Source organism: Mycobacterium sp. PSTR-4-N (assembly GCF_022348085.1).
In the GTDB taxonomy this organism is placed as follows: domain Bacteria; phylum Actinomycetota; class Actinomycetes; order Mycobacteriales; family Mycobacteriaceae; genus Mycobacterium.
Window position 1 is genome coordinate 1 of sequence record NZ_JAKRFN010000035.1, and the last position, 15,669, is coordinate 15,669.

Annotated in this window: 16 protein-coding genes; 5 read left to right on the top strand and 11 right to left on the bottom strand. The window is 67.6% G+C overall.

Annotated features, from left to right (window positions below):
- Both fadD2 and MHN84_RS28350 read left to right on the top strand, forming a co-directional pair.
- Positions 1 to 1,587, top strand: a 1,587-nt coding sequence (gene fadD2, locus MHN84_RS28345; protein ID WP_241207797.1) for a long-chain-fatty-acid--CoA ligase FadD2, incomplete at its 5' end; no start/stop codon positions are given.
- A 51-nt stretch (positions 1,588 to 1,638) separates the two neighbouring features.
- On the top strand, positions 1,639 to 2,418 hold the full coding sequence (locus MHN84_RS28350) for an SDR family NAD(P)-dependent oxidoreductase (RefSeq protein ID WP_241207798.1): 780 nt from the start codon (positions 1,639 to 1,641) through the stop codon (positions 2,416 to 2,418).
- A 4-nt stretch (positions 2,419 to 2,422) separates the two neighbouring features.
- Here the strand turns inward: MHN84_RS28350 and MHN84_RS28355 are convergent, their stop codons facing one another.
- Genes MHN84_RS28355 through MHN84_RS28375 form a run of 5 tightly spaced genes read right to left on the bottom strand, consistent with a single transcriptional unit; the run spans position 2,423 to position 6,796 of the window.
- Positions 2,423 to 2,752 (bottom strand): hypothetical protein, encoded by a 330-nt coding sequence (locus tag MHN84_RS28355; RefSeq protein WP_241207799.1) that lies wholly within the window; start codon positions 2,750 to 2,752, stop codon positions 2,423 to 2,425.
- Positions 2,753 to 2,793: 41 nt separating this feature from the next.
- Positions 2,794 to 4,992 carry an acyl-CoA dehydrogenase gene (locus MHN84_RS28360; protein WP_241207800.1) on the bottom strand — a complete coding sequence of 733 codons (2,199 nt, stop codon included), beginning with the start codon at positions 4,990 to 4,992 and terminating at the stop codon, positions 2,794 to 2,796.
- 47 nt (positions 4,993 to 5,039) lie between these two features.
- Positions 5,040 to 5,987, bottom strand: coding sequence for a 2-hydroxyacid dehydrogenase (locus MHN84_RS28365; protein ID WP_241207836.1), 948 nt, complete (start codon positions 5,985 to 5,987; stop codon positions 5,040 to 5,042).
- Between the two features lie 20 nt (positions 5,988 to 6,007).
- Positions 6,008 to 6,328 (bottom strand): EthD family reductase, encoded by a 321-nt coding sequence (locus MHN84_RS28370; protein WP_241207801.1) that lies wholly within the window; start codon positions 6,326 to 6,328, stop codon positions 6,008 to 6,010.
- Positions 6,329 to 6,346: 18 nt separating this feature from the next.
- Positions 6,347 to 6,796, bottom strand: coding sequence for a DUF2000 domain-containing protein (locus MHN84_RS28375; protein ID WP_241207802.1), 450 nt, complete (start codon positions 6,794 to 6,796; stop codon positions 6,347 to 6,349).
- 80 nt (positions 6,797 to 6,876) lie between these two features.
- Between MHN84_RS28375 and MHN84_RS29930 the strand changes: the two genes are divergently transcribed.
- Positions 6,877 to 7,329, top strand: coding sequence for an Lrp/AsnC family transcriptional regulator (locus MHN84_RS29930; RefSeq protein WP_241207803.1), 453 nt, complete (start codon positions 6,877 to 6,879; stop codon positions 7,327 to 7,329).
- 7 nt (positions 7,330 to 7,336) lie between these two features.
- On the opposite strand, the gene MHN84_RS28385 is transcribed toward MHN84_RS29930, so the two are convergent.
- Positions 7,337 to 8,383 (bottom strand): cupin domain-containing protein, encoded by a 1,047-nt coding sequence (locus MHN84_RS28385; protein WP_241207804.1) that lies wholly within the window; start codon positions 8,381 to 8,383, stop codon positions 7,337 to 7,339.
- 105 nt (positions 8,384 to 8,488) lie between these two features.
- On the bottom strand, positions 8,489 to 9,115 hold the full coding sequence (locus tag MHN84_RS28390) for a TetR/AcrR family transcriptional regulator (RefSeq protein ID WP_241207805.1): 627 nt from the start codon (positions 9,113 to 9,115) through the stop codon (positions 8,489 to 8,491).
- 87 nt (positions 9,116 to 9,202) lie between these two features.
- Between MHN84_RS28390 and MHN84_RS28395 the strand changes: the two genes are divergently transcribed.
- Entirely contained in the window at positions 9,203 to 10,069 is an 867-nt protein-coding gene (locus MHN84_RS28395) for an oxygenase MpaB family protein (RefSeq protein ID WP_241207806.1), read from the top strand.
- 7 nt (positions 10,070 to 10,076) lie between these two features.
- On the opposite strand, the gene MHN84_RS28400 is transcribed toward MHN84_RS28395, so the two are convergent.
- Positions 10,077 to 11,279 carry a S9 family peptidase gene (locus MHN84_RS28400; RefSeq protein ID WP_241207807.1) on the bottom strand — a complete coding sequence of 401 codons (1,203 nt, stop codon included), beginning with the start codon at positions 11,277 to 11,279 and terminating at the stop codon, positions 10,077 to 10,079.
- A gap of 40 nt (positions 11,280 to 11,319) precedes the next feature.
- On the opposite strand from MHN84_RS28400, the gene MHN84_RS28405 reads away from it, so the two are divergent.
- Entirely contained in the window at positions 11,320 to 12,096 is a 777-nt protein-coding gene (locus tag MHN84_RS28405) for a trans-aconitate 2-methyltransferase (protein ID WP_241207808.1), read from the top strand.
- Here MHN84_RS28405 and cysC read toward each other — a convergent pair.
- From cysC to MHN84_RS28420, 3 genes are read right to left on the bottom strand one after another with little or no spacing between them, the layout of a single operon-like run.
- Positions 12,084 to 13,946 (bottom strand): adenylyl-sulfate kinase, encoded by a 1,863-nt coding sequence (cysC, locus tag MHN84_RS28410; RefSeq protein ID WP_241207809.1) that lies wholly within the window; start codon positions 13,944 to 13,946, stop codon positions 12,084 to 12,086. The genes MHN84_RS28405 and cysC overlap by 13 nt on opposite strands.
- The gene (cysD, locus tag MHN84_RS28415) at positions 13,946 to 14,869 is read right to left on the bottom strand and encodes a sulfate adenylyltransferase subunit CysD (RefSeq protein WP_241207810.1); all 924 of its coding nucleotides are present in this window, start codon (positions 14,867 to 14,869) and stop codon (positions 13,946 to 13,948) included. Before cysD ends, cysC begins: the two co-directional genes overlap by 1 nt.
- Positions 14,866 to 15,666, bottom strand: coding sequence for a Stf0 family sulfotransferase (locus MHN84_RS28420; RefSeq protein ID WP_241207811.1), 801 nt, complete (start codon positions 15,664 to 15,666; stop codon positions 14,866 to 14,868). Before MHN84_RS28420 ends, cysD begins: the two co-directional genes overlap by 4 nt.
- Positions 15,667 to 15,669: the final 3 nt, after the last annotated feature.

The window sequence follows — 15,669 nt, forward strand, 5'->3', positions numbered from 1 at the left end:
ATGTGGGGGGGGGGTGCGCAAAACCCCAACCCGCCACAGGACATCGCCGCATTCCTGGCCGACATCCGCCGCTGGGGTGAGATCGGGATGATCCCTGCGCTCAATGCCCGACGCACGCCGCACGCCGTCGCGGTGATCGACGACTTCGGTGAGATGACGTTCAAAGAGCTCGACGACGCGGCCAACGCGGTCGCCAACGGACTGCTCGCCAAGGGGGTCAAGGGCGGAGACGGTGTGGCGATCCTGGCCCGTAATCACCGCTGGTTCCTCGTCTCATGGTTCGGTGTGGCGAAGACCGGTGCGCGCATCATCCTGCTCAACAGCGAATTCTCCGGGCCGCAGATCAAAGAGGTGTCTGAGCGTGAGGGCGCCAAGCTGGTCATCTACGACGACGAGTACACCGCCGCGGTCTCACAGGCCGAACCCGCGCTCGGGAAGCTGCGCGCGCTCGGTGTGAACCCGGACAAGGACGAGCCGTCGGGCAGCACCGACGAAACGCTCGAGGAATTGATCGCCCGCACCGGATCGACACCACCGCCGAAGGTCACCAAGCACTCGTCGATCATCATCCTGACCAGCGGCACCACCGGAACGCCGAAGGGCGCCAACCGCAGTGCTCCGCCGTCGTTGGCACCCATCGGCGGCGTCCTGTCCTCGGTTCCGTTCAAGGGCGGGGAGGTCACGTCGCTGCCCGCCCCGATGTTCCACGCGCTGGGCTTCCTGCACGCGACGGTCGCGATGATGCTCGGCACCACTCTGGTGCTGCGCAGGCGCTTCAAGCCGGCGACCGTGCTCGCCGACATCGAGAAGCACAAGGCCACCGCTGTCGTCGTGGTGCCGGTGATGCTGTCCCGCATGCTCGACGAGCTCGACAAGACCTCCCCGAAACCCGATCTGTCGTCGCTGCGCATCGTGTTCGTGTCCGGCTCGCAGCTCGGCGCCGAACTCGCCACCCGCGCGCTGAAGGCGCTGGGCCCGGTCATCTACAACCTGTACGGATCGACCGAGGTGTCGTTTGCGACCATCGCTGGGCCGCAACATCTTTCGAAGAATCCGTCGACGGTCGGCCCCGTCGTCAAGGGTATGAAGGTCAAGATCTTCGATGACAACGGCAACGAGCTGCCGCAGGGCGAGGTCGGCCGAATCTTCGTGGGCAGCTTCTTCCCGTTCGAGGGGTACACCGGCGGCGGCGGCAAGCAGATCATCGACGGGCTGTTGTCCTCGGGCGACGTCGGCTACTTCGACGAGGACGGCTTGCTCTACGTCAGCGGCCGAGACGACGAGATGATCGTCTCGGGCGGGGAGAACGTGTTCCCCGCCGAGGTCGAGGATCTCGTCAGTGGTCATCCCGAGGTGGTCGAGGCCACCGCGCTCGGGGTGGAGGACAAGGAGTGGGGCCATCGGCTGCGGTGTTTCGTCGTCAAGGCCGAAGGTGCCTCGATCGACGAGGACGCGATCAAGGCCTATGTGAAGGAGAACCTGGCCCGGTACAAGGTGCCGCGCGAGGTCATCTTCCTGGACGAACTGCCGCGCAACCCGACGGGCAAGATCCTCAAGCGTGAGCTGCGGGAGATGGACATCGATTAGGACGGGCTGATCGGCGGAATAGTGGGCGCTCCGCGGTGGTAGTACCCCTGCGTGAACATCGACCTGACTGGTAAGACCGCACTCGTCACCGGCTCGACTCAGGGCATCGGGTTGGCCATCGCCGGGGGGCTCGCGGCTGCGGGCGCACGTGTGGTGGTCAACGGCAGAAGCAGGGACCGCGTCGACGCGGCGGTTGCCGGCATCGTCGGTGACGTCGTCGGTGTCGCGGCTGATGTCGCCGACGCCGACGGTGTCCAGGCCCTGGTCGACGAGGTGCCCGGTGTCGACATCCTGGTCAACAACCTCGGGATCTTCGGAGCGGTCCCGGCGCGGGAGATCACCGACGAGCAATGGCGGACCTACTTCGAGGTCAATGTGCTGGCCGCCGCGCGGCTGATCCGGCTCTACCTGCCCGGCATGGTGGACCGCGGCTGGGGCCGGGTGCTGCAGATCGCCAGCGACTCGGCGATCGTCACGCCGGCCGAGATGATCCACTACGGCGTGTCCAAGACGGCACTGCTGGCGCTCTCGCGCGGATTCGCCAAGGACGCGGCCGGTACCGGGGTGACGGTCAATTCGGTGATCGCCGGGCCGACGCACACCGCCGGGGTCGAGGACTTCGTCTACCAACTCGTCGACAAGTCCCTGCCGTGGGACGAGGCGCAGCGGGAATTCATGCGGCTGCACCGCCCGCAATCACTGATCCAGCGGCTCATCGAACCCGAGGAGATCGCCAACATGGTGGTCTATCTCGCCTCGCCGCTGGCGTCGGCGACCACCGGCGGTGCGCTGCGGGTCGACGGCGGCTACGTCGACGCCATCCTGCCCTGACCGGTTACTCCACGGCTCCGGTCATGATCGCCGAGCCGGGCACCGCGAGCGTGAAGAGCATCACCAGCATCAGGAACCAGCCGGCCGCCTGCCAGGCCGCCCATCCGCGCTCGGCCTTCCACTCCCGGTAGGTGCGGACGAACGCGCCCACTCCGCCGAGGAACAGGAACAGCGGCACCAGCGATGCGGCGTACACGGAGTCGCGTGCGCCGAAGGCGTAGAACGCGAACGCCAGCGCGGCCACGGCGACGACGACGGCGGTGTAGGTGACCGCCGCGCGCGCCGTGCCCGGCTTGTCGAGCCGTTTCTCGGCGAAGTCCCGGTCGTTGCTCATGTCGGTGGGGTTCCCGGCCGGGCAGCCGGAAAACGCCGGGCCTACGGATCGCGGGGCAGCCCGAGCAGGCGCTCGGCGATGATGTTGAGCTGCACCTCGGAAGTACCGCCGTAGATCGTCGTCGCGCGTCCGGCCAGCAGGTATTCGGCCCACTTGCCCGACAGCTGGCCCTTGTCGCCGATCGCGGCGTCGGTGCCGAACGAGGACACCCCGAACTCGGCGTACCCCTGGCCGGTCTTCATCGACAGCAGCTTCGAGATCGCAGCGGCCGGCATCGGATCGCCGCCCGCCAGCGTCAGCAGCGTCGAGCGCATGTTGAGCAGCTTGGCCGCGTGGCCCTCGGCGATCAGGCGGCCCGCCTCGTTCTGCTCGATCTGGTCGAAATGGCCGTCACGGACGAACTCGACGAACTGGTCGAGACTGGCGAGGAACGGGGGTTCGCTGCTGCCGATCGAGACGCGCTCGTTGGTCAGCGTGTTGCGGCTGACCTCCCAGCCGCGGTCGACCTCGCCGAGCACCATGTCGTCGGGCACGAACACATCGTCGATGAACACCGTGTTGAACATCGCGTTGCCCGTCAGCTCTCGCAGCGGCTTGACCTCCACGCCTTCGGATTTCATGTCGAGCAGGAAGTACGTGATGCCTTGGTGTTTCGGAGCGCTCGGATCGGTGCGCGCCAGCAGTGCACCCCACGCGGAGAACTGCGCCCCGGTGGTCCAGATCTTCTGACCGGTGATGCGCCAGCCGCCGTCCACCTTGGTGGCCTTGGTGGTGAGGCTCGCCAGGTCCGAACCGGCGCCCGGCTCGGAAAACAGCTGACACCAGATCATCTCGCCGCGGAACGTGGGCGGGAGGAAGCGTTGCTGCTGGGCCTCCGTGCCGTACGCGACGATCGACGGGATGATCCAGGCCGCGATCCCCATCTGCGGTCGCTTGACCCGACCGGTGGAGAACTCCTGGGCGATGATGATCTGCTCGATCGGGTTGGACGCCCGGCCCCACGGCTTGGGAAGATGCGGCTGGACCCAGCCGCCCTCGGCGATCGCGGTGTTGCGCTCCGTTCCGCTCGGAATCGCCTTCAGTGCAGCCACTTCGGCGCGTATTTCTTCGCGCAGCTTCTGGGTGTCCGGATCCAGGTCGATGTCGATCGAGCGCATCCCCGTCGTCGTCGCGGTGTCGACGACCTGCTGCGGGTAGTCGGCGTGTCGACCGAACGCGGCTGCCAGCACGATGGCCCGCCGGTAGTAGACGTTGGTGTCGTGCTCCCAGGTGAAGCCGATCCCGCCGTGCACCTGGATGCAGTCCTGTGCGCAGTGTTGCGCCGCGACGGGTGCGAGTGTGGCGGCCACGGCAGCAGCGAACTGGAAGGAACTGACCGTCTCTGCATCGCCGTGGCGCTCTTCGTCGATCGCGCGAGCGGCGTCCCACACCGCGCTGGTGGCCCGCTCGGTCTCTGCGATCATCCCGGCGCACTTGTGCTTGATCGCCTGGAACTGACCGATCGGCCGGCCGAACTGCTCGCGGATCTTGGCGTACGCCGACGCGGTGTCGGTGGCCCAACGGGCGACCCCGATGCACTCGGCGGACAGCACCGTGGTGATGATGGCGCGCGCGAGATCCCGGCTCACAGTGCTGAGCACCCGGTCGTCGCTGACCTCGACGGCGTTGGCGCGGACGTGGGCGATGGGACGAAGGGGGTCGACGGAGGGCACCGGTTCGATCTCGAGGGAGGCGGCGTCGAGCACGACCCACTCTTCGCCGGACTCGATCGCCACCGGCAGCACGAGCACCGACGCCTGCGCGGCGGCGGGCACTGCACGCACCTCGCCGCGGACCACCAGGCCGCTGCCCTGCCGGGTGGCGGTCAGCCCCGAGTCGATGGCGTAGGCGGCGATCACCTCGCCGGCGGCGAGGCCGCCGAGCACCTCGGCCTTGGGGTCGTGCGCGGCGATGAGTGCGCTCGCGATGGCCGACGGCACGAACGGGCCGGGAACGGCGCCGTAGCCGAACTCGGCCGCGACGATCGCCAGTTCGAGGATGCCGAAGCCCTGTCCGCCGACGTCTTCGGAGAGGTGGACGCCCTGCAGGCCCTGCTCCGCGGCGGCACGCCAGAAGGACGGCGGGTTCGCGATCGGGGTTTCCAGCGCTTCGTGCAATGCCTCCGACGGCGCGACGCGCGCGACGAAGGACCGCACCGAATCGGCCAGGTCGTTGTGTTCTTCAAGAATGGCGATGGGCATGGGGAGAACCCTCCGTTGGGCTGGCTAACCGGTTGGTTGGGTCGAGGTTACCCCGGGACCTGGTTCACCAGGTTGGCTAGGTCCCTCCCGTCACGGAGCCGTTCGCAGTTGTCGAGAGCCACCTCGAGGTAGCGGCGCATGGTGTCCGCGGTGTACCAGGTGACGTGCGGGGTGAGTACGACATTGCGCAGCGTCAGCAGCGGATTGTCCGGCGGCACCGGTTCGACTCCGAAGACGTCGAGACCGGCAGCCGCCAGGTGTCCCGATCGCAACACGTCGGCCAGTGCGGACTCGTCGACGATCGGCCCCCGAGACGTGTTGACCAGCACCGCGCCCGGCTTCGTCGCCGCCAGCGCTTCGCGGCCGAGCAGGCCGCGCGTGGCATCGGTCAGTGGCAGGTGCAACGACACGATGTCGCTTTCGGCCAGCAGGTCGGTCAATGTGCGCCAGCCGGGCGTCCCGTCGTCGCGCGTACTGGTGTGCACGACCCGGGCGCCCATCGCCGAGACGATGCGCTCGACGCTGGTGGCCACGTTGCCGTAGCCGACCAGCCCGACGGTGCAGCCGCCGATGTCGCGCACGGTGTCGCCGAGGCCGGGGTCCGGCGGCCAGCCCCTGCCGGCACGGGTGGCGGCGTCGAGCTCGGGCAGCCTGCGCAGCGCGGCGAGCATCAGCAACAGGGTGCCCTCGGCGACCGAGGGTGCATTCGCACCCGGCATGTTGGCCACGGCGATGCCGCGTTCGGTGGCGGCGTCGACGGCGATCGTGTTCACCCCTGCTCCCAGTTTGTGGACCAGGCGCAACCTGTCGCCCAGCGCGATATCGCGTGCCGACAGCGGCCGCAACACATGCCAGAGCACCTCGGCCTCGGGAAGCAGGCGATAGAACGTCTCGTCGTCGTCCTCCGCGCAGAACGTGACGTCGAGCCAATCGCTGTGCGGAGCAACGAAAGCCGCTACCCGCTCACCCGGGACGAAGTGCGCCAGAACCTTGATCGGCGCCACGGTGCCCGCCCCTAGTGCTGCGCGATCTCGATGTCGGAGAACAGGACTCGCACACCGCCGGTGGACACCCGCGCCATGGCCTCGAAGAACGCGGCTGCCTCAGGCGTCGTGACTGCAGCGCTCGCGGCGTCGTAGTCGGGGTAGTACAGATCGATCATCCGGTAGGCGGGTGTCGGGCTGCCGTCCTCCTTCGGCCAGACGCGCGAGGTCTCCATCCGGACCCACCCCGGAATGCGTTTGGCGGCCTCCAATTGCTGTTCCGGATAGGCGGATTCGAACTCCGTCGGATCTGTCGGGTTGTCGTAGACGACCGTGATCTTGGTTTCGGGCACGGATCGAGCCTACGGGTTTCAGCGGTGCAGTGAGAGCCCGTCGACGATCTTGTCGACCACCTTGCGCTCGGCCCTCACCGCGATACCGACCAGGTCGAGCTGGTCTCTGGTCCTCGCCGACACCTGCGCCCTGTTCGTCTCGTCGTCTCCGGTGGAGAACAACACGTCCGAGAAGATGGCCGGCGTGACGCCCCGCGCGATCGCCCTGTCGAATGCGCGGTTCAACCGTGCCTGTGTCGCCGCGAACACCAACACGGGCTGACCGAACATGGGGGAATAGGGGGTGCCGTCTGCGTCGCGATAGGTCAACCCGATCGATTCGCCGGCGGTCGCCGCGATGCCACTGGCCAGGAACGCGGTGACGTTGAGCTTCTGCCATGTCGGCAAGGTGTCGAGTAGAACGACGGCGATCTTGGTCTCGTGACGGGTTCGTGCCGGTGCGATGCCGGATTCCATAAGTTCGGTCATAGCCCTCGAAGTTAATGATCGTGGGCGTCTAACGGTGCTTTGCCCGAACGTCGTGCGAATTATGGTGCGATAATCCGGTCGTGGACGAATGGGATTCGGCGATCGTGGCCGCGCTGCAGGCAGATGGTCGGCGCAGCAATCGGGACTTGGCGGCCCAGATCGGGCTGTCCCCGTCGACCACGCTCGAGCGGGTGCGCGCGCTGCGCGAGCGCGGCGTCCTCAGTGGCGTGCACTACACCGTCGACCTGGCTGCGCTGGGCCGGCCGGTACAGGCGATGATCACCGTGCGGTTGCGCCCGCAGTCCCGCCAGGTCGTGCAGGGCTTCCGTGATTTCGTCCGGCAGTTGCCCGAGACACTGCAGGTGTTCGTCACCACCGGCGCCGAGGATCTCATCGTCCACGTCGCCGTGGCGTCGACCGAAGCGTTGCGCGACTTCGTGCTCGACTCGCTGACCGGACGCCGTGAGGTGGCCGGCGTCCGCAGCGAGGTGGTCTTCGAACACGTGCGCAACCCTGTGATCAGACCGGCGTGATGAGCTCTCAGGCGTCGACGGGATTCACGCGGCTGACGATCAGCGGATCGGCCGGGGTGAAGGGGAACTTTGGGAGGTCGTCGACGTGGGTCTGGAACGTCGCGGCCAGCACCTCGCGGCTGTAGGCGCTCGCGGAGGCTTTGTAGCCGATGTCGGCGGGGAAGGGCTGGTCGAAGAAGATCAGGAAGTGCCACGGGTCGGTGCCGATGTTCTCGATATGGTGCGGGTAGGCGCGCGGGATGAAGTACATGTCGCCGGCGGACATCGTCCACGTGTTGAGGCGGCCATCGGGGGTCATCATCGTCATCCGGGCCTTGCCGTGCCGCACGTACCCCATCTCGGCGGTCACCGGGTGCCAGTGTGGTTCGCGCATACCGTCTTCGGTGACGCGCAGGCTGTACATCGAGATGTCCTTCAGAGCCGGCCAGAATTGATCGCGAGCAAAGCGTGCGTTGCCGCTGGCGTAGTTCAGCCCGGGAGCCTGCGCCTCGACGTCGAACTTGTGTGGATCACTGAAGTACGCCGAGGCGGGGATCTCCGGGTCGCCGGTGCGGCCGGCGAGCTTGTGGTCGACGGTGCTGCGCCGGAGTGCCGAGAAGTCCGCGGCGGGCAGGTCGTACGTGTTGCCCAGCACGGCATCGGTGAACGCCCCGAAGGTCGCTCCGAGGCCGAAGTCCTCGGGGCGCTCACTCCGGAACGCGATGATGAACTCCGCGGTCTCCTCGCCGATGTTCTCGATGTGATGCAGTGCGCCGGAGTCGATGTGGAACATCTGGCCGGCGGTGACGATGAAGTTGGCGAACCGGCTGTGGTCGTCGAGAACGGAGACCAGCGCTGTGCCCGCGACGCAGTAGGTGAGTTCGTTCGCGTTGGCGTGCCAGTGCGGAGTGCGCATCGCACCCGGCGCGAGCACCACCCGCTTGATCGAGAGATTCTCGAGCACAGGGAGGTTGTCTGCGGTGACCCGCCGCATGGAGCCGAAGTCGTTCTCCTCGACGATCTCCCCGTCGTGCAGCGATGTGGTGAACGGTGCCACTCCTGGAAGGGTGCTCATGATGGTGTCCTCCTGCGTCGGTGAGCGTGCGACACCTACTGTCACCGATGAGACGGCTTCTGTCATGGAAGCTGCCCGCCAGCATGATTACCGCTAGCCGGAAGATCAGCCGTCCGAGCGATACAGACGCGGGTCGCCGAGCTGATCGATCAACGCGCCGAGCTGCGCCGCCAGTTCGGCGGGAGTGATCCGCAACTCTCCGAACAGCCATGCGCTCAATGTCTGTGCCACCCCGCCGACCACGAAATGCGCTGCCGTGGCGATTCTTTCGTTGTCATCCAGCTGTAACGCGGCCCGCGCATGCCTGCCGGAGAGCAGGGCGAACAGTGCGCCGGACTCCGCTCGCTTGCGTACCACCACGGGATTGGTCAGGTGGACGCTGAACAGCAGGCGCCCCACCCGGGCATCCTCGGACACCACCCGGACGATGTTCGCCATCGCGGCGTGGGTCTGTTCTGTGGGCACCGCGGCCGCCATCGCTGCCTCGGTGGTGCTGGCGATGTCGGCGACGACCTGGTCGAACAGTGCGGCGACGAAGGCGTCCTTGTCGGCGAAGCTCTCGTAGAAGTACCGGGCCGCGAGCCCGGAGCGGGCGCACAGGGCACGCACCGTGAGCTCGGCCGGCACAGGTGTGCCGCCGAGCAGGTCGAGACCCGCTTCGAGGAGACGGCGGCGTCGCTGGGCCATCCGTTGCGACGCGTCGACGCCGCGATACGGACGGACCTGAGCCATACCCCATCTTGACACCCGCTCGGCTCGGCAACACAATCAGGAAACGCACGTTCGCAACTTTGGGCGGCGGCGCGAGAGGAGCGGTCCATGGCGGTACAGGACTCACCGGCAGCGTCGTCGTCGGGTAGTGCGGCGGGAAGCACGAAGCCCGACGAGGGGATGCTGGGGCTGGGGTTGCTGGCCGGCCCCGCGAACGTGATCATGCAATTGGCCCGGCCGGGCGTCGGCTACGGCGTCCTGGAGAGCCGCGTCGAGAGTGGTCGGGTCGACCTGCACCCGTTCAAGCGAGCCAGGACCACGTTCACGTATCTGGCGGTCTCCACCAATGGCACCGAGGCGCAGAAGGATGCGTTCCGGCGTGCGGTGAACCGTGCTCACGCGCAGGTCTATTCGCTCGAGGACAGCCCGGTCGCCTACAACGCCTTCGACAAGGACCTCCAGCTGTGGGTGGGGGCCTGCCTGTACAAGGGTGTGGTCGACGTGTACCGCCTCTTCGTCGGCGACATGGACGCCGAGACCGAGGCGAGACTCTTCGAGCAGGGCCGCAAACTCGGCACGATGCTGCAGGTGCCCGAGGACATGTGGCCGGCCGATCCGGCGGCCTTCGATCGGTACTGGCAGGAGTCGCTGGACAAGGTGCACATCGACGACACCGTTCGCGAGTACCTTTACCCGATCGCGGTGTCCCGGGTGCGCGGGGTCCGGCTGCCCGGGCCGCTGCAGCGCCTGGCCGAGCAGGCGGCGTTGCTGATCACCACCGGCTTCCTGCCGCAACGATTCCGCGACGAGATGCAGTTGAGCTGGGATGCCAAGCAGCAGAAGCGGTTCGACCGAATCATCCGGGTACTGCGGGTGGCCAACATCTGCTCGCCCCGCGTCGTGCGGGAATTCCCGTTCAACCTGTTGCTCGCCGATGTCGACTGGCGCATCCGAACGGGACGGCCGCTGGTCTGAGGTCTGGTCAGTCGAACATGACCGGGCCGAGGAAGCGCGTCATGCGCCGCAGGTAGTCCGGCTGGCTGACGTGCAACACGTGGTTGCCGGGGAACCAGTGGAAATCGCAGCGGTCCCAGTGGTTCCACAGCATCTCGGCCTGCTCCGGAGGTGCGAGCCGGTCGCCGAGGCCGGCGATGATCAGTCGTCGTTCCTTGGCCGGGAGGGGGCGGTAGTTCAGTGGCGAGGAGTACATGGTCGCCGCGTCGATCAACCCGCTGTCCGCGCCGGAGAGCCAATTCCGCAGTGCGACCACCTTGTTCGCCGGGAACCACTCGTCGACCGTGCGATCGGGCGTCACCACGGGAACGTTGGGGATCACGGCCTGGATGCGGTCATCGACGCTGGCGATCAGCGCCGAGGTGTACCCACCGAGCGACATGCCCGTCAACGCGATGCGATCGACACCGGTGTACTCGAGATAGTCCAGTATCGACCGGAAGTCGTGGACCGCCTGGGCCATCGCCTCGCAGAAGCCGGAGAACCCGTGTGCGAAGTAGCCGTGTCCGCTGAACGGTGAGTACTGCTCGGCGCGGCGGCCGTGGAACGGCAGTGTGTACAGCATGACGTCGTAGCCGGAACGGTAGAACCACGGAAGTGCGAAGAAGAGCCCATTGAACAGGTAGGCCGACCCCATGAACCCGTGGATCAGACAGAGAGTCGGGCGGGGGCCGTCGTCGTGGCGCCAGTGCTGTGCATGGACGACGTTGTTGCGGGTGAAACCGGCACACTGCTCGCGCAGCGCGGGGTTGACGGCGGTGAAGCTGCTGGCGAATCGGATGTTGCGGACGTTGCCGTGGGCCACCCATTCCGCCACCGGATTGGCCGGCCGGGACGACACCCGCGGCGGTGACTCCGGGGCCGGGAACGCGACGGTCGGGTCCTGCATCGCGGCGAGCTCGGCGTAGAACTCCAGCTGTTCCTGTTCGGCCGCCGAGCGTGCCCCCCGTAGCGCGCCGACAACCGACGGCGTCATGGTCACACTGAGCAGCGACGCGATCGAGGTCCGCAGGGCGAGGTCGGCGACCGCGGAGGAATCGACGATCAGCCGCTGCCGCAGCGTGAGGTCCATTCGGCGGGGCAGGCCGCGCGCCGTGGCGTCGGAGCCAGGCACATCGGGCACCGGTAGCGGTAACTCGTCGGGCTCCTCGGTCGCGACGACGGATTCCACGGTTGCCAATCTAGCCGCCCGCGCCTGCCAGACTGGCCACATGTGGAATCCCGAGGTCTATCTGGCCTACGCCGACCACCGGGGCCGGCCGTTCTACGATCTGACCTCGCGCGTGGCCGCGACGGCGCCGCGGCGAGTGGTCGACCTGGGCTGCGGTCCGGGGAATCTGACGCAGACACTGACCACTCGCTGGCCCGGCGCGACGATCGAAGCGTGGGACTCGTCGCCGGAGATGGTCGCCGCAGCACGCGAGCGAGGGGTGGCCGCCGAGGTCGGTGACGTGCGGGATTGGGCGCCGGCCCCTGACACCGACGTCCTCATCAGCAACGCGACGCTGCAGTGGGTGCCCGAACACCCCGAGTTGATCGTGCGGTGGGCCGCTCACCTGCCGCGCGGCGCGTGGCTCGCGTTTCAGGTGCCCGGCAACTTCGACGCGCCGTCGCATCGCGCGGTCCGTGACCTCGCCGCCCAGCCGCAGTGGGCAGAACTGTTGCGTGACTTTCCGTTTCGGAGTGCTGAGGTGGTCGAGTCACCGCAGACTTATGCTGCTCTGCTGCGCGATGCAGGCGCCACCACGACGGATGCCTGGGAGACCACCTACGTCCACGAGCTGACCGGTGAGCATCCGGTGCTGGAATGGATTCACGGCACCGCGCTGCGGCCGGTGCGCAGCGCGCTGAGCGGCGGGCAGTGGGAGCAGTTCCGCTCCGAATTGGCGCCGGTGCTCGCCGAGGCCTATCCGCAGCGGGCTGACGGCACCACGTTTTTCCCGTTCCGGCGGATCTTCGTGGTGGCGCAGGTGGGTCAGCGGCGCTGATCCAGCAGGGCGATGACCTGCGCGACCAGGGCGTCGATATCCGCGCCGGTCGTGTCCAGCACCAGGTCGGCGTCCTCGGGCGGCTCGTACGGGGCATCCACGCCGGTCAGACCCTTCAGTTCGCCGGCGCGGGCCCTCGCGTACAACCCCTTGGGGTCCCGCTTCTCGCACTCCTCCCGCGGAGTCGCGACGTAGACCTCGATGAACGGCAGCTTCGCCGCGTCGTTGAGCGCTCGTGCGATCTCCCGATCGGACTTCAACGGGGAGACCAGCGATGCCAGCGCGACCACGCCGGCGTCGGCGAACAGTCGGGTGAGATGACCCACGCGGCGGATGTTCTCGGCCCGGTCACCCGCCGAGAAACCCAGGTCGTCCGAGAGTCCATGGCGGATGTTGTCGCCGTCGAGCAGGTAGGCGACCTGCCCGGCATCGACGAGCGCTCGTTCGACGGCGACCGCGATGGTCGACTTGCCCGAGGCGGGGAGCCCGGTGAACCAGATCGTCGCACCGCGTTGCCCGGTGGCCGCCCGGCGGTACTCCCTCTCCAACGATGAGGGATGCCAACGGATGTCGTTACGCGTCTGCTCGCCCGGCTTCACTTCGCGCGGCTCGGTGACGGTGCCTGCGCCCACCGTGTCGTTGGTGGTCTCGTCGATCAGGATGAACGCGCCGCTGTCCCGGTTGTCGGTGTAGCTGTCGGCGACCACCACGGAGCTGGTGCGCAGGGTGACCGCCCCGATGTCGTTGAGCGCCAACTCCACCGGGTTGTCGAGATCGTCCAGGGTCTCGGGGTCGAGCCGTGAATGCAGAGCCTGCACCGTGGCGCGGACGGTGCGGGTGCCCTGCTTCAACGCAAAACGGTCACCGGCCCGCATCGGGGCGTCGCGGAACCAGCAGATCGTGGCGTCGAGTTCTCGGGCCAGGACGGGCACCACCGCGTCGTCGTCGCCGCTGACGAAGACATCGCCGCGACCGACGTCGATGTCATCGGCCAGCTCGATCGACACCGAGAGCGGCGCAACCGCAACAGGACGATCATCGTCGAGGGTGTCGACCACGGTCACGGTGGACCGCGTGCCGGCCGGCAGGCTGACGATCGAGTCACCCACCTGGAGGGTGCCGCCCGAGAGCCGGCCAGTGTAGCGGCGGCGTTGCTCGGCCGTGGGCCGCGACACCCATTGCACAGGTAGCCGCAGCTTGCGCGATTCCGGTTGCGGCGCCGACAGTTCCACCGATTCGAGGTACTCGAGCAGCGTGGGCCCCTCGTACCAGCCGGTGCGGTCCGAGTGGTGCACGACGTTGTCGCCGTGCTTGGCGGCGATCGGGATCACGGTCAGATCAGCGCCGCCCAGTCGCGCCGTCACCGTACGCAGCTGGCGGTCGACCTCTCCGAAGCGTTCCCGGTCGAAATCCACGAGATCGATCTTGTTCACTGCGGCCACGAAGTGTCTGATGCCCAACAGGTTTGCGATGCGTGCGTGCCGATTGGTCTGCCGCAGCACCCCGGCCCTGGCGTCGACCAGCAACACCGCGACATGGGCGTTGGAGGCCCCGGTGAACATGTTGCGGGTGTAGCGCTCGTGGCCGGGGGTGTCGGCGAGGATGTAGCTGCGGGTATCGGTCGAGAAGAACCGGTAGGCGACGTCGATCGTGATGCCCTGCTCGCGCTCGGCGCGCAGCCCGTCGGACAGCGCCGCCAGGTCGGCCACACCCTCCTCGTCGGTGACCGCCTCGAGATGATCCAGCGGCAGGCTGTCCGTGTCGTGCAGGAGCCTGCCGATCAGGGTGCTCTTGCCGTCGTCGACCGATCCCGCGGTGGTGATCCGCAGCAGCTGCCGAGTCTTGCCCATCAGAAATACCCCTCGCGCTTGCGGTCTTCCATCGCCGCGGCCGACGTCCTGTCGTCCGCCCGGGTCTCGCCCCGCTCGGAGACAGTGGCTGCGGAGATTTCGCCGATCACCCCGTCGATCGTGGTCGCATGGGATCGGACGGCACCGGTGATCGTCAGGTCGCCTACCGTGCGGTAGCGCACCCACTCGAGCGCGGCGGTCTCACCGTCGGCGGGACGGGCGTAGTCAGAGACCGCCAGCAGGATTCCGTCGCGTTCGAACACCTCGCGTTCGTGCGCGAAGTAGATCGACGGGAGCTCGAGATCCTCCAGCGCGATGTAGCGCCAGATGTCGAGTTCCGTCCAGTTGCTCAGCGGGAACACACGCACCTGCTCGCCCCGGCGGATCCTGCCGTTGTAGAGCGACCACGGTTCCGGTCGTTGTGCTCGGGGATCCCATTGCCCGAACTCGTCGCGGAAACTCAGAATGCGCTCCTTGGCGCGGGCACGTTCCTCGTCGCGCCGCGCTCCACCGAACGCTGCGTCGAAGCCACCCGCCTCCAATGCATCGAGCAGTGTGCGGGTCTGCTGGCGGTTCCGTGAGGCGCCAGGACCCGGATCGGGTACTCGACCCGCGTCGATCGATTCCTGGACCGAGGCCACGATCAGCTTGTGACCCTGGCCCGTGACGCGCCGATCCCGGAACTCGATGACCTCGTCGAAATTGTGCCCCGTGTCGACGTGCATCACCGGAAACGGCAGCGAACCAGGTCGAAAAGCCTTCTCCGCCAACCGCAACAGCACTATCGAGTCCTTGCCCGCGGAGAACAGGAGGACCGGACGCTCGAGCTCGGCCACCACCTCGCGGATGATGTGCACAGCCTCGGCTTCCAGCAGCCTCAGCTCATCGACGTGCACGGTGTCGTAGGTGTCGGCGGTGCTCATGTCGGCAGACCGTTCTTCTCCGCGTCGGCGCGGTAGCGGTCCACCCACTCGTCGGAGCGCTGATCGGCTTGGCGCTCCAACACCGGTGGCGGTGCCAGGCGCGGGTCCTGTCCGACCGCCTCCAGTACTGCGGCCACCACCTGGGTGAGGTTGCGCCACAGCACCGGATAGGACACGTCCATCGGCGCGATGCCCTCCTCGGCGAACCAGGATCGCCAGCCCTCCTCCTGGGCGCGCAGCATCGTCACCACATGCGCGATCGCGCCGGCGTGGTATTCGGCGCGCGCGTCGCGCACCGGGTCGGGCTGGCCCCGCCACACCCTGGTCTGCACCGCTCGCCAGAAGGACACCGCCTGTGACACGACGTCCGGCCGGTAGACGTGAATGAGGACGGGATCGGTGCCGATCACGTCGCGCAGCGCCGCGAGCAGCCCGGTGCCCGACCGATCGGGCAGACCCTCGGCGCGGTGCAACAGCAGCGGCGTCTGATTCCACATGAGCTTGCCACCCCAGATGCCGTTCGGCGTGCGCCCGACCGTGCGGATGTAGTCGCGCCAGATTTCTGGCGGTGCCAGATCGGGCTTGCCTTCGTCGAGCGGGTCGAGCAGGCGCAGGATCGACTCGTCTGTCACGCCCTCGAACCATTGCCGCGGCTGCGGCGATTGGCTGGTGGTCGGCAGGTACTGGAAGAACTCACCCGGCTCGCCGGCGACGCCGGTCGCACGCAGCGATTCGACGAGCAAGGTGCTGCCACTGCGCTGGGAGGCCAGCACCAGGTAGGCGGTCGGGGCGGACATGGC